This window comes from Neobacillus sp. DHD-1R (assembly GCF_057747995.1).
In genome coordinates this window covers 1,870,631-1,893,109 of the sequence record NZ_CM173232.1, presented here as the reverse complement: position 1 = coordinate 1,893,109, position 22,479 = coordinate 1,870,631, and the positions used below count along the sequence as shown (strand labels likewise).

Below are 22,479 nucleotides of genomic sequence, written 5' to 3'. Positions count from 1 at the left end.
ATTTGAACTGCTTTTGCCATAATTTTTTTAGGCACTTTTGCAATTTTCTACCGTGAGAAAAAGATAAAAAAAGGTAGTTAGCCCAACATAACTAACTACCCTTGCAGTTCTCACTATAAGTAGGTACAATCATGGATCATGTTGAATAAGCTGTTAAAAAGGGGTTTATTCGATGAGTGTGGTTACTTTAATTCTTACTGTTCTTATTGCGATGATAATTGGGATTGTTGCTGATAAGCTATCACCAGTTAATATGCCTGGAAGTTGGGCAGGCGCAATAGTTGCAGGCTTCGTCGGAGCATGGATTGGTCAGTATTTACTTGGGACATGGGGTCCAGTAGTTGCGGGCTTTTCATTAGTTCCTGCTCTCCTTGGTGCAATTATTGTGGTCATAGTTGCAGGTATATTTGCCAAGTTATTGGATTAACTATTTATGTCATAAAAATAAAAAAACGCTATGTTTGCTATTGTTTACCGGCAATTCACACGGGACAATATCATAACACAGCGTTTTTTAAATTAAAGTTTCACATTTTTATAAGGTTTCCTCAACGGCAAGGTTTGCTCTCTTCCTTGCCCTTAAAAATTTAACAATGTTTAAAACAATCGTTTTCGAAACAGCATAGGTTGGGACAGCCAAAACCATTCCGAGTACACCCGCTAGGTTTCCGGCAGCCAGTAAAATAATGATAATTGTCGCTGGATGGGTATCCAAACTTTTGCCTAGAATCATAGGTGACAACAGATTTCCTTCAATTTGCTGGGCTACCAGGATGACTACCACCACAAGCAGCGCTTTTGTTGGAGAATCAAAAAGAGCAATCAATACAGCAGGTGCCCCTCCCAAAATCGGACCAAGATACGGAATTATATTGGTGAAGGCCACAATCATCGCCAATACTAATGCATATGGCATGTCAATAATTAAATAGCCGATTAGTGATAGGGTTCCCACTGCCAAGGCCACCGTCACTTGGCCTTGAATATAGGCAGAAAGTGTTTCACCTGTCTCTTTTAAAATTGCTAGACCTTCCTCCCTGTATTGGGAAGGTATAAATTTTCCAACAGCCGTCGGAAAGTTATGACCGTCTTTAAACATGTAAAATAACAAGAATGGAACGGTAACGAGAATGATTGCAATATTGGTAATGACGCCTAGTACATTACCAAGACCACGTGTAATATTGTCAGGCAAGGTGTTAGCAAAATCGATGAGCCTTTGTTTAGCCGTTTCAATTAAATTGCTTTGTTCGTCAATGAAACGCTTGTATTCTGATGATTGGGCAAGGTTATCAACAAACTTCATTGTTTTGTCAGCATAGACTGGAATTTCATTCGCCAGCGCGGTTACCTGCTTTGTAATTGCTGGCACTAAATTCCCAATCGCCAGGACTAGGATTCCTGCAAAAACAACATAAATTATCAAGATGGCCCAGATTCTTGGTATCTTCCGCCGTTCAAGAAATTTCACAACCGGATTCAATAAGAAGAAAAGGAATCCTGTAATAAGGATCGGAAAGAAAATAGTCGAGAAAAATACGCCAATCGGTTGAAATAAAAATGAAATTTTTGTTGAAACATAAATGATGGCTGCAATTAACAAAATTTGGATGAGCCAATATTGTAATTTAGTCTTTGACAAATTATGTACCTCTTATTCTTAATTTTATTATAGTTAAAGTATATCAAACAGCGTGTTTGATACACAATTTTTTCCTTAATTATGTTTTTATAGATTACAATTGAACTCCATAGGTAATTTTTCCCTATCGGTCAATGTAACGTTCTTTCATTGCCCTTGACCGCTTTCTTTTTCTCCTTACGGTCAATGTAACCCTCCTTCATTGACCATGGACGCTTCCTTTTTCTTCTTGCGGTCAATGTAACTCTCTTTCATTGACCATGGACGCTTCCTTTTTCTTCTTCCGGTCAATGTAAATGTTCTTTCATTGACTTTGACCACTTTCTTTATCTCCTTGCGGTCAATGTCCTTCTTCTCATTGACGCGATTAACTAACCGTGGCATAACTTTAAAAAAATTCCCCTGCAGCAGGTGTGCTTATAACCGATAATTTCTCGAAAAAAATTGCAAAGACCGCTATTTAATTAAAATAACGGTCCTTCCATCAACCAATATTAAGATTGTTCACATGCCCAGTTATCTTTATCACGGTCATGTCGAGCTTCATAGGCTGGATGTGTGGATGGTACACCCTTTGGATATACCTTCCTCATTTCCGTACAATTTTTAAAGGACTCTGTACCAGTATTTGAAGTACCACCGCCAGAGGTTGCTCCACCTGATGAATTTCCACCCGATGAGGATGTTCCAGTTCCACTAGAATCCAAATCCCCCTTGGTAGTCCCCTGATCACCATAGGCCCATAAGCCTTTATTGGCTTCTCTTGCCTCTCTGGCAAACTTAACAAAGAAGGTACTATATTTCACGTCAGGCGGATAGGTTGATGGTTCAGCATATCCATTTAACACCAGGTTAGCATTGAACATTTTCGAACGAATTTCCGCTTCATCCATATCATTTGTTGGAATGCTTAACCAAACAATTCTTAGTAAACGGCTGTACCGGTCGGTTTCCGATACATCTTTTTGCATCCATACTTGTTTCCCATTTAGCTTCGAAATAGTATAATTGCTCGCTTCTTTGCCGTATTCTTCATGTCTTGTTGTGGATTCGGGCGTATTTACACCCACCAAACGGACTTTCCTACCATCGGAGGTAACAAAGGTATCTCCATCAACCACTCTGCCCACGGTGATAAGTTCCAACCCCATCCGTTTTGCCAATTCTTCTTGAGAAAGTTTAGCGGCTTCTTGTTTCTCCTGCTCTATCTTTTCAGCTTCCGCTTTTTCCGCTGCAATACGCTGCTCTTCAGCTTCAGCCTTTGCTTTTTCGTCTGCTAATCGTTTTTCTTCCGCTGCTGCTTTTTCCTTTGCCTTCTGCTCCGCCACTTCTTTCTTTTCCTTATTAACTGACGCAGTATTCGGTTTTACTTCTTTTTCCTGTTCAGTTGGTTCGGAAAACACCATGGCTAAAACAAAAGATAAAATAATTCCCGCTGCGATCAACCATCCTGATTTTGCGAAACGTATCTTTCTTTTTTTATATTGGGTATTAAGAAATAACCCGATTAAAAATATAACCATTCCGAGGAAGGCAACAGGGGCCACAATGCCCATTATTAACATAAACAGTAGGGCTAGTACAATAAGAATACCTTTGACTATTTTCACAATCGATGATCTCTCCTTTTGCAAGCAACTCTTTCTTATTATACCTATTTTCAAATTAAATTTGTTGTTAACTATTAAATCCATTGAATATGTCATTCATAAAAAGATTTACTAAGAAGTAATTGAAAAAAACTAAGTGCACACGATTTCATCATGCACACTTAGTTTTTTACTTTAACCAAAATTATTTTACGGTTTGTAATTTTGACAGCAGTGGTCGTCCATTCTCCCAATAAACCTTTACGGGAAGATTGAAATATTGACTGAGCTTATTGCTCTCTATCATGTCAGAAGTAGTTCCCGCTGCAAAAACTTGTCCCTCTTTTAATAATAAGGTCTTATCAAATTGAGGTAAAATCTCCTCAACATGGTGTGTTACATAAATGATAGTTGGAGCATCCGGGTTTTTAGTAATATTCTCAATCGATTCTAACAGTTGCTCACGGGCTATAAAATCCAGCCCATTCGTTGGTTCATCGAGAATGAGCAAGGACGGATCTGCCATTAATGCCCGAGCAATTAGAACCCGCTGCTTCTCCCCTTGTGATAAGGTTTGATAATCTCGATTAGCGTAGTTCGTACATCCAAGCTCTTCAAGAAGACCGATCGCTTTTTTTCTCATTTCATCTGTCGGTATTTCGTAAAGGCCGATTGACGCATAGGCCCCACTTAAGACAACTTCAAAAGCATTGTCTTCTGGATAAAATTTTTCTTGAAGTGATGATGAAACGAACCCAATCTGCTTACGAAGTTTCTCGCCTAGATACGTTTTACCAAACTCCAATCCCAAGACAGTTATTTTCCCTTTAGTCGGAAAATAATAAGCATTCAACAAATTTAAAATAGCTGTTTTTCCAGAGCCATTTAGACCAAAGAGGACCCAATGCTCTCCTCTATTAATTTGCCAATTGATATCTTGTAAAATCCACTTTCCATCACGTATTAATGAAAGATTCTCTAATTGGACAACCATTCGATCACTCCTCTGTAACAAAATTATACTCCTATATTATCAAAATCTTCAGAAATAGCTATTAACATTTTATAAAAAAAGGAACCCATGTCTATAACTGGGCTCCTGATTGATTGCTAACTCTTAAACTAGTACTTTTTTTAATTTTTCTGTTAGGGCTGGAATGATTGTTTTGTAATCAGCAATCACACCCATATTGGCACGTTTAAAGATAGGTGCTTCTGGATCCGTATTGATCGCGATGACGTTCTTCGCATTCGTTATACCTGCCAAGTGCTGACTGGCACCGGAGATTCCAACTGCAATATAAAGGTCTGGAGCGACCACTGCACCTGTCTGACCTACTTGCCTATTAGATGGAACCCAGCCGGCATCACATGCCGCACGGGACGCTCCCACTGAGCCGCCAAGAACATCTGCCAAGGCTTGCAGTTCCAAAAAGCCCTCTGGTCCCTCGAGACCTCGTCCGCCAGAGACGATGATTGAAGCATCTTCGAGGCGAATATCGGACAAGGCCGATTGAATTTTCACGACAAGTTTTGTTAAAACAATATCTTCCGATGGAGCGTAATCAATGGGAATAACTTCACCGATGCGAGTTTCATCAGGTACCGCCATATCCCGACTCTTTTGGCGTATACCAACTACTACTTTTCGGCGAGTGGTCGTATACTCTCCAATAGCCTTATCACCATAGATGGGACGAATCCATGTTAGTTTATCGCTTTCCGTTCTGAAATCGACCACCTCTGTAATAGCTGAGGCTCCCATTCTAGTAGCCAGCCGGCCGACTAAATCCTTGCCCATCCTGTCAAAGGAAAGGAGCAAAATGTCAGCGCTCGACTGTTGAAAAACCGTAAACAAGCTGTCAACGTAAAGATCTACCTGATATTCGGCAAGTACTGGATTTGACACTGTGTATACTTTCCTTGCACCACAGGCAATTGCTTCCTTTGAACTAGACACCGAAGCAGGTCCCAATAAAACAGCTTCCACTTCTCCGTCAGTGGCACTAGCTAATTGGGAGCCAAACCCCAACGCTTCTCGAGCACCCGAACTTAAGGAATCTCCGTGCTGATTTGCAAATACAAGAATTTTGGACATATTTTTGACTCCTCCTATAAAATCTTGAGTGCCAAGAGCTTGTCAGCCAATTCACTCGCGAGTACTGTTCCATCCGTTCCTGGCAGAATTTCACAGGGGACATCCCTGTTTAATACGTAGGCCCGCTCTAGTTTTACTCCAGGTTGACAGCGCTCCGGATCTAGTTCAAGATCATCCGATTCCATTTCCTTGATTGCCTTTGAACGTGCCAGCCTAATATCCTTTACCTTTGGCAGCCTTGGTACATTTGTTTCGGCGCTGATAATCGTAAAAACAGCTGGCATAGGCACACTCACAACGGTATAGCCATCCTCTGCCTCACAACTTGCCTTCACATGCTCTTCTTCTACCTCAAGGTCTGAAACAAGGGTAAGGCATGGTATACCAAGCTCTTCCGCCATAACAGGCCCAACCAAACCTTCCTCTATATCACTGGCTTGATATCCGGTCAGTACAATCTGTGCACCACCCAAATTTTTAATTGTTTGAGCAAGAATATGTCCAACAGCCTGCCCATCTAAGTTTTCCCACTCTGAATCCCAGACCCGAACTGCTTGATTAGCTGTAAACGCTAGGGCACGGCGAAGGATGTCTTCTGATGAATCGTCCCCTAAGCAGAGGGCCGTCACGGTTGCTCCTGGTGTCTTATCGCGCAGCTGGATTGCTAATTCAAGGGCATTCTCGGCAAAGGAATCCAGCACCATGTCTGTGTCACTGTTTTCCGGACGATTCGTCATGGGGTCAATCTTGAAATAACGCGGTGTAATCTCTGGATCATAAACCTGCTTAAGGCACACGACGATATGCATTCCAAATTCACCTCTTTTTTTATCTATAAAACTAAACCTATTTTTTAAAAATCTATTATTTTAACGAAATGGACTTTTATTTAATAGCTTTACTTTCATTACCTCTGACTGCAATTCCTCGATCGTTTTTAGGATCTGGAGAAGGATCCAGTCTATAAAGTTCTCGCAGTCTTTCCACCGCTTCTGCAGGTGGTTTGGCATTAAAGTATCCTCGTCGAGTCATAAAGACGCCGGAGTTTTTGCGTAAATCTACTAATGACTCACACATCTTAATTCCAGCTGCAAATGAATCTAGCACTGGTACATCACCAATTCTAGAAATGCCATGTGTAGCTAAGAAGACGTTCATTGGTCCCTCACCGGGAACAATGACATCGGCCCCTTCAGAGATGGCTTTTTCTGCTGCCTGTTTAAAAGACTTGATAACAGGCTCTGGGTCATTGAATCCAGCCAGTACATTGTCAAAGCCTACATCGGTTTGGATGATTGGTCCAAGCTTATTGCCAAGACCATAGCGTCCAGCATTCTGTCTTAGTTCATCAGCAAGCGGACCAAGGAAATTGACGACGCCAATACAGTCACCGAGCATGGAGGCCATATGAAAGGAGGCTTGACCATAGCCGACTATCGGAATATCTACCAATGTGCGCGCTTCTAGAAGGCCAACATCCGGAATAGTAGCAATAAACATCGCATCATAGCCGGCTTTTTCCGCCATTAGCGCTGCCCGTACAAACTGCTCCCGATGCAGGTTTTGCAGGTAAGAATACGTGATAAAATGACCAGGATAATGGGTAGGATACGTTTCTTCCGACATCCCATGTAACACGACCTCCACATCTGGACGGGCGATCCTGCTTACATGATTCATGATCGCATCCCGATATTGCGGAACCCTATCAATTGTGGTTAAACTTTGGTGCCAAATTTTCATGAATGGTACCCCCTTTTTTGGTGTTTTTTATAAAAAAGGTAATTATTTTTCAATTTCAGACTGGAGTAAAATAAGGACTTTAGCGAAAATCGCAAATTATCAGCGAATATTTAAGATTTATCAGCGAATTTCTTAATTTATCAGCGAAAATGAATAGTTTTTCAGCGGATTTAGTATTTTATCAGCGAATCAAAAAAGTTTGTTTGCGAATTTATATGTTTTATTTGCGATTTTCAATGTTTTATTTGCGAATTCAACATGTTTATTTGCGGTTCTCGCCGGTTTATTTGCGGATTAAAAATTTCATCTTAAAATCTCAATTAATGCACTGCCGCGATTCAATTATTTCACAGTGACCTCCGCCAAAGCATCCAGTGCAGCGATCCGGCCAAATACTGCGGCCTTCCCGAGTGAACTTCCCGTCATGTAACCAGCACCATGGAATCCGCCGGTGATTTCACCCGCTGCATATAACCCTGGTATCGGCTCTCCAAAGGGATTTAGCACTTGGGCTGCAGGATTTACAGCAACACCTGCATAAGTGGCCAGCATCGCAACGGTCGACTCGAAGGCATAGTAAGGTGCTTTCTCAATGGGAGTCGGTTTTCCATAATTATGGGTGAGCGACTTCCGGCCAAATTCAGGATCCTCTCCATCTTTAACACCATGATTGTACCTTGTAATCGTATCTTCCAACACTTCAAGCGGCACATCAATGCAGTCAGCTAATTCCTCTAATGTTTCTGCTATATAAAGAAGGCGGCGGCGCCGAAGCAATTCCAAATCATAAAGCGGATCATCGGTCACACTCTTATCCATTACGGTTTGGTCCCAAACCTGATAGCTAATTTTGTCGGGCTGCTCGAATGCTGCTTTTCCCAAGAGTTTATAGGAAATGGACTCATTAACAAATCGCTTCCCCAATTGGTTGACCATAATAGCCCCTTTGTAAAAAGCCAACCCCTGAGTCTTAACCGCTCCTGATGCAGTTGGGTGGAAGCCGTACGTTCCATTTAGGTAAGGCAAATCCTGTACCCAGGCACCATGCTCCCAGGCCATTTGTAATCCGTCTCCTTTGTTACCCGAACCACCAATCCTAAGGGCACCGGTTAACTGTGGAGCAAACTGATGAAGTAATTCCTCGCTTTTGGCAAAACCACCTGAAGCTAGAATAACTCCTTTAGCGGCCAAAACTGTTTGCTCTTCTCCATCGAATTCATATAAAACCCGATTAATTTTACCTTCTACGTTTTTCATAAGTCTACGGGCCGGAGCACTAAAACGAATGATCACGTTCGGCAACTGCTTTACCCTGCGGTATAATGACTGAATGGCTTGATGAGGGTCGATAATGTGGCCACGGGGAACACTGTGTCCGCTTACCGCTTCTAACGAGCGGAATTCCACACCATGATCAATTAGCCATGTATAGGTTTCAAGTTGATGCTGACCGTATGCATTTACTAACGTATGCTCATTTGCTCCTCCGCCAACCTCTATTAAGTCATTCATAAGAGATTCAGTAGAATCGATGATCCCTGCTATATCTTGCATATCGGTTCCTGCAAAGGCCATATATCCTGAGCTAAGTACGGTACTGCCGCCAAGTTCGTCCTGTTTTTCCAGGAGAAGGACACTGGCTCCTTTTTCACCAGCCTCAACTGCGGCGCACATGCCGGCCAGGCCCCCGCCCAAGACTACTAAATCAAAGGATTCCATTTTCTCACATCCTCTTATTCTATGATTTTCTTTTTACTAGAAACTAATATTTTCTTTATCATCGTGGTTCGTATTAATGGTTCCCGCAATCTCCATGTCCAATTTTGTATGCTTTGTTTCAGGGAATACCCAAGCCCATAAACACAAAGCAAAGAAAAAGGCTGCCCCCATTAAAATAATAGGTTGATATCCATAAACCGGAAAAATAGCTGCCGTGATTAACGGCGGAGCAAAAGCAAGACCCCGGCCAATTTGAAGTGCCCAAGAAATTCCTGTGCTTCTTAAATCTGTTGGAAATATCTCGCTAAATAATGAACCGAAGACCGTTGCACCATTTGAACCCATATATAAAAGAAAAATGGGAACTAATATCCAGATTGAATCCAATAAAGAATTCCAAGTAAAATAGAGGAGTAATCCGCCAAAGGCAGCTATGAATGCTAAATACGAAAGAGTGATTCGTCTACCCCAACGGTCGGTCGTATATCCCGCGATCAATGATCCAACCAAACCAGCAAAGGCTGTAAAAAATAACCACCACCCGGTTTGACCCATTTCAAAACCTTCATATTTTACTAAATAAGTGGGTAAAAAGTTAGTTATTCCATAATAGGCAAAATATTGAAATACAGCTGCAACCAAAGCTATGATAAAAGGCTTCCAAAAACGCTTCAGGCCAAACTTCTTTTTAAAACCAGGATTCCTCGTATTCTTAATTGTTTTTTCCCATACCTCTGATTCCTTTACATCTCGTCGAAGATATAACGCTAATAATATTGGAAGCGCTGAAATGGCAAAGGTCCACCTCCAACCAATAATAGGTAAAATAAATCCACCCATTAGTGCCCCCATAAAAATCCCGATATATGCTCCTCCATAAAGAAGACTGCTCCAAAATCCTCGTTGTTTCGTTGGAACCACTTCACTAACCAATGCCTGGCCTGCACCATATTCACCGCCAAGTCCAAATCCAGCAATGGCTGTCCAAATCACTAACCATATATAATCAAAAGTAAACGCTCTCATTAATGTAGCAATACAAAAGATGACTAGGGTCCATATCAGGATTTTTTTTCGGCCGATCTTATCTCCCAAAATTCCAAAAATAATTCCACCCAACGCCAGGAAACCCAATTGGACTGAAAACAAAGAAGCAACTTGTTCGGTAGTTAAAGACAGGGATGCAGCCATTGGAATGACTAAAAAACTAAGAACAAAAACCTCATAGTAATCAAAGATCCAGCCAATATAAGCACCAAAAAAGACTTTATACTTGGCGGAGTCCATTTTTTCCGGTTGATTAGGATAATTAGTTGTGCTCAGTATAAGCCCCTCCCCGCTTTAAGCATTTTTTATTGCAATTAAACTCTAGGAAATACTTATAGAAGTCCGGCCAATGAACTCTATCAACAAAAGTCCTTGGCCGGAGATTAAAAATACAAGTTTCATATAAAATCGTTACTGATTTATTTATTCGAAATTTTTGATCACTTCTAATGCGGCTTCACATACCTGCATATCATGTGTATAGTGTCCACCACTAACTCCGATACCACCGATCAGCTCGCCATTAATTTTAATAGGAAAACCTCCTCCGAAAATAACCAATCTTTCGGTGTGGACAATTCCATGAAGCAATGGTGGGTCATTCTTAATTTTGTCGTACCATTCATGTGTCGGTCTGTTATAAGCAGCTGCGGAAAAGGCTTTATTCTGCGAAATCTCCAAACTTAACACTGGTGCACCGTCCATTGCCGCAAATGCTTTTATATTACCTGGTTTATCAACAATCGCAATGCTAAACGGGATTCCGAGTTCCTCTCCCTTAGCTAAGGCTGCTTCTAACAATTTATTTGCCAATGCTAGACTAATATTTTTTGTTTCTACTACCGTTTTTAAATTTGTCATGTTTCTTTCCCCTTCCAACTATTAAAATTAATATTTTTATACGTTAACTGGCCGACCGCTGCCAAATGCTTCAACGGCAGTGGCTGTTACAGCAACAGATTTAGGTAAACATAAATCTACAATGACATGGGCGATATCTATCGGTCGAAGCCAATTGTCTTTATTCACATCAGGCGCTAAATCCTGCATCATCTTTGTGTCGACAGGACCTGGACAGACAGCGTTTACTCTAATTTTGTAAGGTTTTAATTCTTCACCCAATGCTTTCGTGAAACCGATGACCGCATATTTTGAAGTAATATATGCACTTCGATCAGGACCACCTTTCGTTCCCCATATAGATGAAAGATTAATAATTACGCCATTCTTTTTTTCAATCATTTTCGGCACCACTGCTCGTGAACATAAGAAGCTTCCCTTTACATTGACATCTTGTAAAAAGTCCCATTCTTCGACGCTTGTTTCAAGAAATGGTTTTAAACTCATTACACCGGCATTATTTACTAATATGTCAACGGAGCCGAGTTTTTCTTCTGTTTGTTGGACTGCTTGATAGACATTGAATTCGGAACGAACATCTCCGACGATGGAGATAGCTTCCCCTTTTAATTCATCAATAATATAAGCAGCCGTATCCTTGCTTTCCGCTTCGTTATCTGAAAAAATGGCTATTTTGGCACCTTGTTTGGCTAAAAGAATACAGGTTTCCCTGCCAATTCCCCTGCCGCCGCCAGTCACAAAAGCTACCTTGTCTTTTAATTCCAAGAAAATCATCCTTCCCTTTAAGACAAATTATAATTGGCTTTTTTCTTAGCTTGATTAAACTTCGAGTTTCTTTGATTGACTCACATAGGAAACTGCATGTTCCCCCGCACGGCGTCCAAATACAAGTCCCCTTAATACCGATGTTCCGCCTGGATACTTTCCGTAATAGAGTCCAGCTGTTTCACCTATTGCATATAAACCAGGAATGGCATCCTGATCTTGCGATAAGACGCGGCCATTTGTATCGGTAGCTAAACCGCCATTGGTGAAAACATTCGAGCAGACAATAGGATAAGCAATATAGGGTGCCTGGTTGATTGGGATTGCCCAATTAGACTTTGGCGGCGTTATTCCGACCGTTTGTTTGCCATCCTTTTTATCCCAGTGAAATTCACCCGGTTGAATGGCCGCATTATAGGATTCCACGGTAGCCGTTAATTGTTCAACCGGCACGCCTATCTTCTCGGCTAATTCTTCAAGCGTGTCAGCAACAATAGCGGGTTTATCCGTTTCTACTGCGCGCTCATAATTTGGAATATCATACATTTTTTGATCGCCGATCATATAGGCAATATGACCAGGAAGATCATGAAAGATTTTTCGGGCTACTTCTTCATATTGCTCGTCGACGGTGGTTTTTCCCTCATCCACAAAACGGTTTCCATTTTGATCGACCAAAATAAAGTAAGGATAGGTCATGACAGCCGCTTCTTCCCGCTTACTTCTTGGGTCGACTGGTTCAGCATGGAACGAATCAAACTGGCCAGCCGTTTTGGCCCCGATTGACATCGCCATCCGAATGCCTTCCCCCTTATTGAATAATCCGCCCTCGGCAACTGTCCGAATCTTATGGGCATCTCTGCCAACATATTGGGCCATCATCTCCTGATTTCCCTGGAATCCACCGGATGCTAATACAACTGCTCCGACTGTTAATTGAAGGGATGTCCCGCCTTTTACACGAATCATTAACCCATTGACAGCACCTTCATCATCAAGAAGTAATTTCCAAGCAGTAGCTTCGTAAATAATTTCAACACCCAGTCCACCAGCACGGCGGGCTAGTGTGTCAACAATCGCCCGACCGCCGCCCACTGGCAATAATCGCGGCTTTGATGCGGTTAAAAACATCGTTGGCAGGTAGTCGAAATCAACCCCTTTTTCCTCTACCCACCGTAGTGTACTGCCAGCATTTTGGGCGAGAGTTTCTATGTACTCCCGATCGGAATAGTTGTCTGAGAAAGCCAGCATATCTTCAACGAAGTTGTCGGCTACTTCATCGAGATTCTTCATCCGCATATAAGAGGCAGTCCAACGGGAGTTTCCGCCCCTATGATCATAATCAGCTCGTTCCAGGATGGCGATTTTTAAGTTTTTATTGGATTTCTTTGCCGTTTCTGCAGCAGATAAAGCTGCTGAGGTCCCAGCCACTCCACATCCAATTACTACAATGTCATAATCTATTTCTCTCACCACTTCAGCTTCCTCCTCTAAATAAGTTTTTACTTGTTAATTAATGACTGATTTTCAGAATACTTGTTTTCCCATTCTTTAATTTGGTTGAGTTTAAAGAGGGATTGGCGCTCTTCCCATGTACAGATCAACTCGTGAACATTCTCTTGTGAACCCTCCGCTTTTAAGATTTTCAGCGACTCAGTAATACCTTTAATCGCTGAACGAAGAACTGTATTGGCGCAAAGCATGATCTTAAAGCCAATCTCTTCCGCTTCTTTTAAAGAAACGAGCGGGGTTTTACCGCCCTCTACTAGATTAATGATCTGGGGGATGCCTGTTAAAGAACTGGTTATTTGCCTAAGTTGTTCGATCGTTGTAGGCGCTTCCACAAAAATGATGTCAGCACCAGCATCCTTATAGGCATGTGCCCTTTCTATTGCATCATCAATCCCATTAACAGCTAAAGCATCTGTTCTAGCAATGATGGCTAGATTTTCGTCATGTCTTGTGTCCACTGCTGCCTTGATCTTTCCTATCATTTCTCCCTTTGATATCACATCTTTTCCGTTGAAATGGCCACATTTCTTCGGCGACACCTGGTCTTCCATTTGAATAGCTGCAACACCTGCTCGTTCAAACTCACGAACTGTCCGCATAACATTAATGGCATTGCCAAACCCTGTATCGGCATCCACAACAATCGGAACTGTTGTCACATCTGCCATCCGGGCAACGATATCGACCACTTCTTTTAAGGAAGTCAAACCGACGTCCGCCCATCCTAATTGGGCATTGGAAATGCCGGCACCAGTCGCATAAATGGCGTGAAACCCGATTTCTTCTATTAATCTAGCTGACATCGCGTCATACGCACCCGGCAGGATAAATGATCCCCTTTGTTTCAAAAGTTCCTGGAACTTTTTTGTTTTATTCATTTATTGGATCTCCTTTTTTTTTATGCATATTTAAATTTTAGAAAATTAAAACATTAATTACAAAGGTAAAAACTATTCAATTTTTGGCAATTTTCCAATAATTTTTATTAGTCTTTCTTTAGAAAATCAATTTAATAGTTTTTGAAATGGTGAAAAATTATTAAAAAGTGGTAAAGTGTTTCTTACTGATTAATTTCAAAATTAATGGATAATTAGAGGTAATTTATTTAATAAGTCATAATCAAGGCTATTACTTATCGTTTTCCATACCTCTTCAGGAGCATCTATGTTTGCAAATAAACAACAATCAATAAATTTATTCTTAACTTCATCAAAAGTCACTATAGGAAGGCAACGTTCTATATGTCTTTTAGTTCCTTGAGCAGTTATTACCTTAATATCACCTTGAGGAAGCCCAAGAGTATTAGGTTGTGTCTGTTCAATCTTTACAAGCTTTGACAATTCTAATACTTGCGAATCCATAAGAGCCTTATCTGTTAGATTATTCAAATTGACATTTCCATGTACAAATGTAAACGCAACGATAAAAGGGATACTAAATTTAGCATCTTGCAATGTTTTGGGATGGCAACGCTCTGGCATTGGATGACATAACATACTTGCCGTTTCATTTACTCCGATTACAATGTTTTCGATTTGATTGTGTTTTACTTCATTACGAAGGACTAGCGCCGCTTTTATGTAAGGGTGTGAATAACGACAGCTAGGGAAAAGTTTTATTGATGTATCTGAAAATGCCCACGTTTCAGTATCTAATAATATTTTTCGTTGACCTTCGCTTAGATTTTTTCCGAAATAGTTTCGAAAAAGACCGGTTTTACCATCCAAGCTACTCGCTGGAGCCGATACTCCCTCTCTAGCCAAAAATGCTGCTTGAACACCTCCCATAGATGCAAAGGCAGGGTAAATCGACCTAGCTTGAGAACCTACACCAACTCCTGGCTCTTTTCCACCAGCTAATTGCATGTAAGCTAGACCTAAGGCATGAACTAATTTAGAATCATCTAACCCAAGAACAAGACCGGCAGTGATTGCGGCACCAAGATAACCAAAAAGTTGACTTAAAAACCATTTGGAATCAGCGCCTGTACCTCTAGGTTCAATCGCATATCCCAGCCGGCAAATTAACTCATTTCCTAGTCCTACCGCAGTGACAAGATCCGTAGTTCTAGAATCTTCAATGGTAGCAGCAGCTAATGCAGACGCTAAAATAATTGGAGTAGGATGTATTCTCGCTAAATCATTTATATCATCAAAATCTAGTGCATGTGCCAAAGCAGTATTGGAAAATGCTGCATAAGCAGGAGGTAATTGATGTCCACTTCCAATTACTCGGCCAGCACCACCTTCTACTCCCAAAGATATCCCAGATATCGATTGTAAGGCTATAGGTGCTCCTTTATGAGCCGCCAATGAGATTCCTATAGTATCAGAAATATGAAGTATTACCTTTTTACGGACTTCCTCTGGCAAACCACATTTTTGTCTTTGGCGAATGGCATTAATAATATCAAAGCTCAATGATGACAAATATAAGCCCTCCCAAATATTTCTCAAAATAGTTTTCCAAATAAAAAATCCTCCCTGCTTTCAAAACTCATCAATATCTAAGGGAGTATATGAAAACTATAATTTCAGTACTATTAAGTTGCGATCTGCTCCTTTTTTGGTTCTTGAACTAATAAACAAGCTGTCAAACTGTTAATGGACGTTTGTAATAAAGCAGGCTCAATACTTTTGCATTTTTCCATCGCCACTGGACAACGAGTATGAAAATGGCAGCCTTGTGGAGGGTTTGATGGACTCGGCAAGTCTCCCTGTAAGATAATTCGTTCTCTTTCTCTCATTTCTGGATTAGGTAGAGGTACAGCCGAGAACAGTGCTTTAGTATAAGGATGACGTGGAGATTCAAATAATTCCTCTGTCTTGGCAAATTCAATAATTCTTCCGAGATACATCACAGCAATTTTATCACTAATATGTTTAACAGCTTGGATTCCATGAGCAATAAAAATATAAGATAATCCAAAATCTTGTTGAATTTCTTTTAATAGATTTAAGATTTGAGCTTGAATGGACACGTCCAGGGCTGAAACCGGCTCATCACAAACAATGAGTTTTGGCCTTAAAGCAAGTGCACGTGCAATCCCAATTCTTTGCCTTTGTCCACCGGAGAATTCAATGGGGTACCGAGTGCCATGGTAGGAAGCGAGCCCAACTCTTTCGAGTAATTCATCCACCCTTTTCTTAATTTCTTTTTTTGTGCCAATTTTATGCAGAAAAAGCGGTTCAGCAATAATATTGGCTACTGTCATTCTTGGATTCAATGACGAGTAGGGATCTTGAAAAATCATTTGTAGATTTTTTCCTAATTCCTTTTTGTTCTTGTAATCACTTAATCTTTTTCCTTCAAATAGGATTTCACCACTGGACGGTTGGTTTAATCCAACAACCATTCTTCCAGTCGTTGATTTTCCACAACCAGACTCCCCGACCAATCCAATGGTCTCACCAGGAAAGATATCAAGACTAATACCATCTACGGCTTTTACAACTTGATCTTTTTTTCCGAATAGTCCGCTGCCAACAGGGAAGTACTTTTTTATGTCTCTAAGAGACACTAGAGGTTGTTGCATAATTCAAACTCACTCCTTCCTTTACAAGGGGATTCCAACAAGAAACGCTGTTTCCTGTAGAATACTTCACATGTACGGGCTCTACTTGTCTACACTTTTCTGTTGCAAAGGAACAACGGGTAACAAAATTGCAGCCGGATGGTAATTCTAATGGATTTGGAACAACACCAGGGATTGTTTCCAATTCGTCTATTCTCGGCCCAGTTAATTCAGGAACACTATCCATTAACCCTTTGGTATAAGGATGACGTGGATTTTTAAACACTTCTTTGACTGTACCTTCTTCAACAATTTTACCGCAATACATTACTAGTACACGATCTGCTATTTCGGCTACAACTCCAAGATCATGGGTAATTAATAGAATTGAAATACCTAATTCATGTTGAAGATTTTTTAATATATTCAAAATTTGAGCTTGAATGGTTACATCAAGTGCTGTTGTTGGTTCGTCAGCAATAAGCAGTTGTGGATTACAAGCAAGTGCCATCGCAATCATGATTCTCTGTCTCATCCCGCCTGACATCTGATGTGGATAGTTTCTTAATCGACGTTGTGCATCAGGAATTCCTACCTTATTTAGTAAATCTAATGCTATCTTTTCGGCTTCCTTATACTTAATTTTTTTATGAAGTATAATAGACTCTACAATTTGCTTGCCAATCTGGTGAACTGGATTGAGAGAAAACATTGGATCTTGGAAGATCATTGCGATGTCATTTCCACGTATTTTCCGCATTTCCTTTTCTTTCAATTTCAATAAATCCTGCCCATGGAATAAAATAGAACTTCCGGGTTTATATTGAATCGCACTAGCATTGAGTCCCATTATTGAGAGTGATGTCACACTTTTTCCACTTCCTGACTCCCCCACTAGTGCCATTATTTCCCCTTTTTGAATAGCAAATGAAACATCGTTTACCGGCCTGATTTCACCTTTATCTGTCGGAATGAATGCTTTCAAATTCTTTACTTCTAAAAGTGGTATTGTTGATTTCATACTTCTGTCCCCCTTTGTTAGACCTTTTTATACTTTGGGTCAAGTGCTGTCCGTAGACCATCTCCAAGAAAGTTCCCAGCAAGTACAGTAAGCATGATTGCAAAACCTGGGTAGACAATCATCCAAGGGTTCATATTAATCATGCTGTATGCCTGTTGTATCATATTTCCCCAGCTAATTTGAGGAGACTGCGCTCCCATGCCAAGGAAACTAAGAGATGCTTCAACAAGAATGGCATAGCTTAAATTAAACGATGCTTGAACGATTACCGGCGGAGCAATATTCGGAATAATGTGTTTTACCATAATCCAACTTGCTCCAGCGCCAGAAATTTTGGCTGCTTCAACATAGGGCTCTGTTCTGATTTGTAATGTTTGTCCTCTTGCAAGTCTTGCAAATTGGGGAATCGAGACTATCCCAATGGCAATCATGGCATTCCATAAGCTAATGCCTAATGCTCCTGTTATTCCTAGCGCCAATAATATGGAAGGAATGGCAATAATTCCATCTACAATTCTCATGAAAATATCATCAACAATCCCGCCTAAATATCCTGAAAGAATTCCCATTGGCACTCCGATAAAAAGTGGAATCAGGATAGCGAACAAACCAGCTTTGATTGCAGCTTGAGATCCGATTATTAATCTGCTAAAAATATCACGTCCAAGCTCATCTGTACCTAACCAATATTTGGTATTCGGACTAAGTAAAACCTTCGTTAAATCCTGCTTTAATGGATCATGAGGAACAATATAAGGCCCAATTAATGACATGATTATAAGGAAAACTAAAAAGAAAAAACTAATGAAGGCCATCCTTTCGGACATTAACCTTTTAAAGATAGTTTGAAAACTCATAGTCACAACCCCTCCACTAGTACTCGATCCGAGGATCTAAAAGTGCATAAACGATATCAGTAATAAAATTAATGAGAATGACCATGACAATCATAATCAGGACAACCCCCTGAAGCATAGTGAAATCACGCTGTAATACCGAATTTACTGCAAGCTGTCCTATACCAGGGATGGCAAATACAGTTTCAATAACAACTGTTGCACCTAACAAATGACCAAATAAAATCCCAATTGTCGTTACAACAGGTAGCATAGCGTTTTGGATACCATGTTTTATAATAGCTTGCCAACGATTAACTCCCTTGGAATAAGCTGTTCGTACATAGTCCGCACTCATTACCTCCATCAATGATGACCGTAAATGCCTTGTAATTTGCGCAGTTCCAACTGCACCAAGTGAAATGGCAGGTAACAATGTCCCTTTAAAAAATTCAACAGGATTCTCAGTTATACTGGTAAAACCTGTCGCTGGGACCCAGCCAAGGTGTAGACTGAAGAATAAAATAAGCAGCATTGCTAGCCAAAAATTAGGTAGTGCAGTTCCAAGTGTTCCAAAGAACCTTGAGACATAGTCGATCCAACTATTTGGGAAAAATGTAGATGTAATAGCAAAAAACATTCCACCAAAAATCGAAATAATCATTGCTACTACAACAAGTTGAAATGTAACGGCTAAACGTTCAATTACTGCTTCATGTACATATTGTCCTGTAAATACAGATCGCCCTAAATCCCCCTTTAAAGCATTTATTAACCAATCGAAGTATTGCGAAATAATCGATTGATCTAGCCCAAGTTGCTGGCGCAACTGGGCTATTTTTTCAGGGGTTGCATTCTCTCCAAGCAACGTTAAAACTGGATCGCCTGGTATTAAAAGGATAAAAGAATATACGATGAGCGTTGTTATTAATAGCATTGGAATTACGTATAATATACGCCGAAGTAAAAATTTTAAAAACACTTTTAATCGCTCCCTTTGTCGTTTATTCCTTTTTCCAAAGTGTTGAAAAAACTGGCTTTTCTAATTTATTTGGCACATATCCCTTTAACGATTGATTCATGATAGCAGTTCTTGGCGTAAAAAATAATGGTATTCCAATTGCTTCTTCTAAAATTGCTTTCTCGCTAATTTGCATATATAGTTTAGCACGCGTTTCTTGATCATAAGTCTTCCCCGCTTCAGCAATCAGCTTATCAATTTCTGCCGTTGTATGGCCTGTATTATAGTAGCTCCCACTAGAATATAATGCTTTTATTGTAATTTGCGGATCTGGACGGGCTGACCATCTTCCAAGGAAGCTGTTTGCTTTTTTTTCATCCCAAAAGTTAGCTAGCGCAGCCTGCTGCTCCATTGCTTGCAGTTTAACTTCAATCCCAATTTCTGCCAGTTGACTTTTTATGGCTTCAGCAACCCTTTGATCATAGGCCATTGAATGATGAACCAAATTAAATGAAACTTTGTTAATTCCAGCTTCTTTTAGAATTTGTTTTGCTTTTTCCGGGTCATAGTTAATCTTTAAATCTTTATTTGCCGCCCAGTATTCTTTTGGAAATGGCTGATATGCAGGTTCCCCAATACCAAAATTAATAGCTTTAATAAGTGCCTCTCGATCGATACCAAAATTAATGGCTTGTCGTACGGCTTTGTTATCTAGCGGAGCTTTAGCATTATTTAAATACAACATTTTAAATGGCAATGATATTTCTTGAATCACTTTAAGGTTTTTATCATTTACTAGGGATGAAACAGTACCAGGAGAAATATTTTCTACAAAATCGACTTCACCTGATTTCAGTGCATTTATTCTAGTAGTTTCTTCCGGCATAATTTTAACGGTCATTTTATCTAAATACGGAAGTTCTCCATCCCAGTAGTCTTTATTTGCTTCGTAAACAATTTCACCATTTGGCACATGTCTTGTCATTTTAAATGGGCCAGTGCCGATAGGATTTTGAGAATAATTTTCCCCGTTTTTTTCAACTGCAGTTGGTGAAACCATCATCCCAGCTTGATCCGATAGCGCTAATAAAATTGATGAATCTGGTTGTTTTAAGTTTAATTGAACCGTTTTTTCATCTATCACTTCTACACTTAAGATATTTTTCAAATCAGTCAACATAGATTTATCAGAGTTAATGCGATCAATATTAAATTTTACTGCTTCTGCATCGAAGGGAGTTCCATCATGAAATTTAACATTTTCCCTTAATGTAAGAATCAATGTAGAATCATTTGAATATTTCCAAGACACAGCCAATCCAGGTTCAGGCTCTAGTTCAGGAGAAAAGTGAATTAAAGTATCATAGACTGGAAACAATAAAGGAAAATTAATTCCTCCGCTTGCCTTAATTGGATCAAAATTAGCTACATCCGTTTCATAAGCGATCGTTGCATTTCCGCCTTTTTGAGGGGTACCTTCATCCACCTCTTTTTTACTGTTTTCTAAAGGTTTTGTGTCAGTTTTTGAGGAACAAGCCCCTAAAACGATTGTAAATGTAAATAATAATAAAACTATAAAACTCATTTTAAATTGGATTTTTTTCATATTGATTATTCCCCCTATAACTTGCAAATTGAGCTGCATTCTCACCGGCAATTTTTCCAAAAACAGAGCCTGCCATTAACCCAGCGCCACCTGGGTAGTTAAAATAGAATAGTCCACCTACTAGTTCTCCCGCTGCATACAATCCTGAAATGGATTGCAGCAATGTATCCTGAACCTCAGAATTAGGGTTAATCCGTAATCCCCCGTATGTGAAGGTAATGCCACATGTAACTGCATACGCTTCAAATGGAGCCTGCTCCAAAGTATTAGCCCAATTTGATTTGTTTATTGATAACCCTTTTGTACATCGACCGTCTTTAATATTGGGGTTAAATGGTATGTTGTTGCGAATAGATGCATTGTATTGCTTTATTGTTTGTAAAAGACCGTCAGGATCAATATCATCCAGTTTTTTAGCTAATTCTTCTATTGAATTTGCTGTTACCTTAGTAACCTGTTTAAGTTTATATTCGTCACGTAAAAGATGGGATACCTTGTTATCAAATATTTGCCAGGCAAATTGTCCGGGTTGTTCTAGTATTAGTTTTCCAATATTTGCATAGGTATAATTGCGAAAATCTGAGCCCTCATCTACAAAACGCTCCCCCTTTGCATTTACTATAATTCCGAAAGGATAGCTTAGCTTTTGAAAACCTTCACCAAATTCTGGTGCATATCGATCTCCACCAACTGCGTGTGCTCCTGACCAGTTCCCGTGGGAAACAGCCCCAATATCTAATGCCATTTGGATACCTTCCCCTGTATTAAAGCGACTTCCTCTAACTTTTGCTATATCCCATTTTGGACCTAAATATCGAGTTCTCATTTCTGTATTTGCATGAAATCCTCCAGAAGCTAAAATAACTGATTTTGAATAAATTTCTTTCGTTTCACCATGATGCTTAAAAACAACTCCATGGACACCCTTATCATCATGTATAAGCTTTGTAGCCATAGCATTATAAAGTATTTGAATCCCCAAATTTTTTCCTTCATTATGAAGAGTTTCAATTAAACCATTACCACCACCTACTGATTCGACAACCATCCCACCCCAAAATTTGAATTTTCCATTAACCTTAAAAGCCTGACGGCCATATATAGGTACAAATCTAATCTTATGAGATCTAAGCCATTTCATCGTTTCAAAACTTTTACTTGCTAAAAGTAAGGATAATTCAGGATCAGTCCTATATTCACTTAGTCGACATAAGTCATCGTAGAAATTCTCTTCAGAGTAAATTCCGAAGTCTGTATTCTCTATTTCCTCCGGTGTAAGGTCAGGTATAATTTGTATTAAATCTTCTATACTGTTGTAGGCGAACCTAATGGATCCATGGGTGTAAGCGCTGTTTCCACCTTTTTCATTCTCAGGTGACTTTTCTAGGACAATAACGTTGGCTCCGTGCTCCCGTGCTGCAATAGCAGCACACATGGCAGCATTTCCTGCCCCAACAATTACAATATCTGTTTCATATATCCTGTCTGCATTCACATATTTCCCCTTCTTTCGTAAATTTCCACCAAATTTTTCAGGATCTAATTAGGCTGGCCTGTACAAAATC

General features: G+C 40.0%; 21 protein-coding genes. 1 reads left to right on the top strand and 20 read right to left on the bottom strand.

Features of this window, described 5'->3' with window-relative positions:
- Window positions 1-172 precede the first annotated feature (172 nt).
- Window positions 173-427 (top strand): GlsB/YeaQ/YmgE family stress response membrane protein, encoded by a 255-nt coding sequence (locus AC3ANL_RS09085; RefSeq protein WP_488328899.1) that lies wholly within the window; start codon window positions 173-175, stop codon window positions 425-427.
- A gap of 108 nt (window positions 428-535) precedes the next feature.
- Here the strand turns inward: AC3ANL_RS09085 and AC3ANL_RS09080 are convergent, their stop codons facing one another.
- The 20 genes from AC3ANL_RS09080 to tcuA all read right to left on the bottom strand — a co-directional run bounded on the left by AC3ANL_RS09080 (window position 536) and on the right by tcuA (window position 22,409).
- Entirely contained in the window at window positions 536-1,642 is a 1,107-nt protein-coding gene (locus AC3ANL_RS09080) for an AI-2E family transporter (RefSeq protein WP_488328898.1), read from the bottom strand.
- A gap of 183 nt (window positions 1,643-1,825) precedes the next feature.
- A complete protein-coding gene (locus AC3ANL_RS09075; RefSeq protein WP_488328897.1) occupies window positions 1,826-2,026 on the bottom strand; it encodes a hypothetical protein in 201 nt (66 codons plus the stop codon).
- 110 nt (window positions 2,027-2,136) lie between these two features.
- Window positions 2,137-3,252, bottom strand: coding sequence for a thermonuclease family protein (locus AC3ANL_RS09070; RefSeq protein ID WP_488328896.1), 1,116 nt, complete (start codon window positions 3,250-3,252; stop codon window positions 2,137-2,139).
- Between the two features lie 184 nt (window positions 3,253-3,436).
- Window positions 3,437-4,225, bottom strand: coding sequence for an ABC transporter ATP-binding protein (locus AC3ANL_RS09065; RefSeq protein WP_488328895.1), 789 nt, complete (start codon window positions 4,223-4,225; stop codon window positions 3,437-3,439).
- Window positions 4,226-4,348: 123 nt separating this feature from the next.
- Window positions 4,349-5,329 (bottom strand): electron transfer flavoprotein subunit alpha/FixB family protein, encoded by a 981-nt coding sequence (locus AC3ANL_RS09060; RefSeq protein ID WP_488328894.1) that lies wholly within the window; start codon window positions 5,327-5,329, stop codon window positions 4,349-4,351.
- Between the two features lie 14 nt (window positions 5,330-5,343).
- On the bottom strand, window positions 5,344-6,138 hold the full coding sequence (locus AC3ANL_RS09055; RefSeq protein ID WP_488328893.1) for an electron transfer flavoprotein subunit beta/FixA family protein: 795 nt from the start codon (window positions 6,136-6,138) through the stop codon (window positions 5,344-5,346).
- A 76-nt stretch (window positions 6,139-6,214) separates the two neighbouring features.
- Window positions 6,215-7,072 carry an aspartate/glutamate racemase family protein gene (locus tag AC3ANL_RS09050; RefSeq protein WP_488328892.1) on the bottom strand — a complete coding sequence of 286 codons (858 nt, stop codon included), beginning with the start codon at window positions 7,070-7,072 and terminating at the stop codon, window positions 6,215-6,217.
- A 342-nt stretch (window positions 7,073-7,414) separates the two neighbouring features.
- Complete coding sequence (locus AC3ANL_RS09045) at window positions 7,415-8,791, bottom strand: FAD-dependent oxidoreductase (RefSeq protein ID WP_488328891.1); 1,377 nt, start codon at window positions 8,789-8,791, stop codon at window positions 7,415-7,417.
- A gap of 36 nt (window positions 8,792-8,827) precedes the next feature.
- Window positions 8,828-10,078: an MFS transporter gene (locus AC3ANL_RS09040; RefSeq protein ID WP_488328890.1), complete on the bottom strand. Its 1,251-nt coding sequence runs from the start codon at window positions 10,076-10,078 to the stop codon at window positions 8,828-8,830.
- A 183-nt stretch (window positions 10,079-10,261) separates the two neighbouring features.
- The gene (locus AC3ANL_RS09035) at window positions 10,262-10,699 is read right to left on the bottom strand and encodes a GlcG/HbpS family heme-binding protein (RefSeq protein ID WP_215040859.1); all 438 of its coding nucleotides are present in this window, start codon (window positions 10,697-10,699) and stop codon (window positions 10,262-10,264) included.
- A gap of 36 nt (window positions 10,700-10,735) precedes the next feature.
- The gene (locus AC3ANL_RS09030; protein ID WP_488328889.1) at window positions 10,736-11,473 is read right to left on the bottom strand and encodes an SDR family NAD(P)-dependent oxidoreductase; all 738 of its coding nucleotides are present in this window, start codon (window positions 11,471-11,473) and stop codon (window positions 10,736-10,738) included.
- Between the two features lie 45 nt (window positions 11,474-11,518).
- A complete protein-coding gene (locus AC3ANL_RS09025; RefSeq protein ID WP_488328888.1) occupies window positions 11,519-12,940 on the bottom strand; it encodes an FAD-binding protein in 1,422 nt (473 codons plus the stop codon).
- A 26-nt stretch (window positions 12,941-12,966) separates the two neighbouring features.
- Complete coding sequence (locus AC3ANL_RS09020; RefSeq protein WP_488328887.1) at window positions 12,967-13,854, bottom strand: isocitrate lyase/PEP mutase family protein; 888 nt, start codon at window positions 13,852-13,854, stop codon at window positions 12,967-12,969.
- A gap of 201 nt (window positions 13,855-14,055) precedes the next feature.
- Window positions 14,056-15,405, bottom strand: a complete 1,350-nt coding sequence (locus tag AC3ANL_RS09015; RefSeq protein WP_488328886.1) for an MmgE/PrpD family protein — start codon at window positions 15,403-15,405, stop codon at window positions 14,056-14,058.
- A 113-nt stretch (window positions 15,406-15,518) separates the two neighbouring features.
- Window positions 15,519-16,511 carry an ABC transporter ATP-binding protein gene (locus AC3ANL_RS09010; protein ID WP_488328885.1) on the bottom strand — a complete coding sequence of 331 codons (993 nt, stop codon included), beginning with the start codon at window positions 16,509-16,511 and terminating at the stop codon, window positions 15,519-15,521.
- Complete coding sequence (locus tag AC3ANL_RS09005) at window positions 16,486-17,511, bottom strand: ABC transporter ATP-binding protein (protein WP_488328884.1); 1,026 nt, start codon at window positions 17,509-17,511, stop codon at window positions 16,486-16,488. The genes AC3ANL_RS09010 and AC3ANL_RS09005 overlap by 26 nt, the downstream gene beginning before the upstream one ends.
- A gap of 17 nt (window positions 17,512-17,528) precedes the next feature.
- Window positions 17,529-18,368, bottom strand: a complete 840-nt coding sequence (locus tag AC3ANL_RS09000) for an ABC transporter permease (RefSeq protein WP_488328883.1) — start codon at window positions 18,366-18,368, stop codon at window positions 17,529-17,531.
- Window positions 18,369-18,384: 16 nt separating this feature from the next.
- Complete coding sequence (locus AC3ANL_RS08995; protein ID WP_488328882.1) at window positions 18,385-19,284, bottom strand: ABC transporter permease; 900 nt, start codon at window positions 19,282-19,284, stop codon at window positions 18,385-18,387.
- A 67-nt stretch (window positions 19,285-19,351) separates the two neighbouring features.
- Complete coding sequence (locus AC3ANL_RS08990) at window positions 19,352-20,914, bottom strand: ABC transporter substrate-binding protein (protein WP_488328881.1); 1,563 nt, start codon at window positions 20,912-20,914, stop codon at window positions 19,352-19,354.
- Complete coding sequence (gene tcuA / locus AC3ANL_RS08985; protein ID WP_488328880.1) at window positions 20,895-22,409, bottom strand: FAD-dependent tricarballylate dehydrogenase TcuA; 1,515 nt, start codon at window positions 22,407-22,409, stop codon at window positions 20,895-20,897. The genes AC3ANL_RS08990 and tcuA overlap by 20 nt, the downstream gene beginning before the upstream one ends.
- Between the last annotated feature and the right edge of the window lie 70 nt (window positions 22,410-22,479).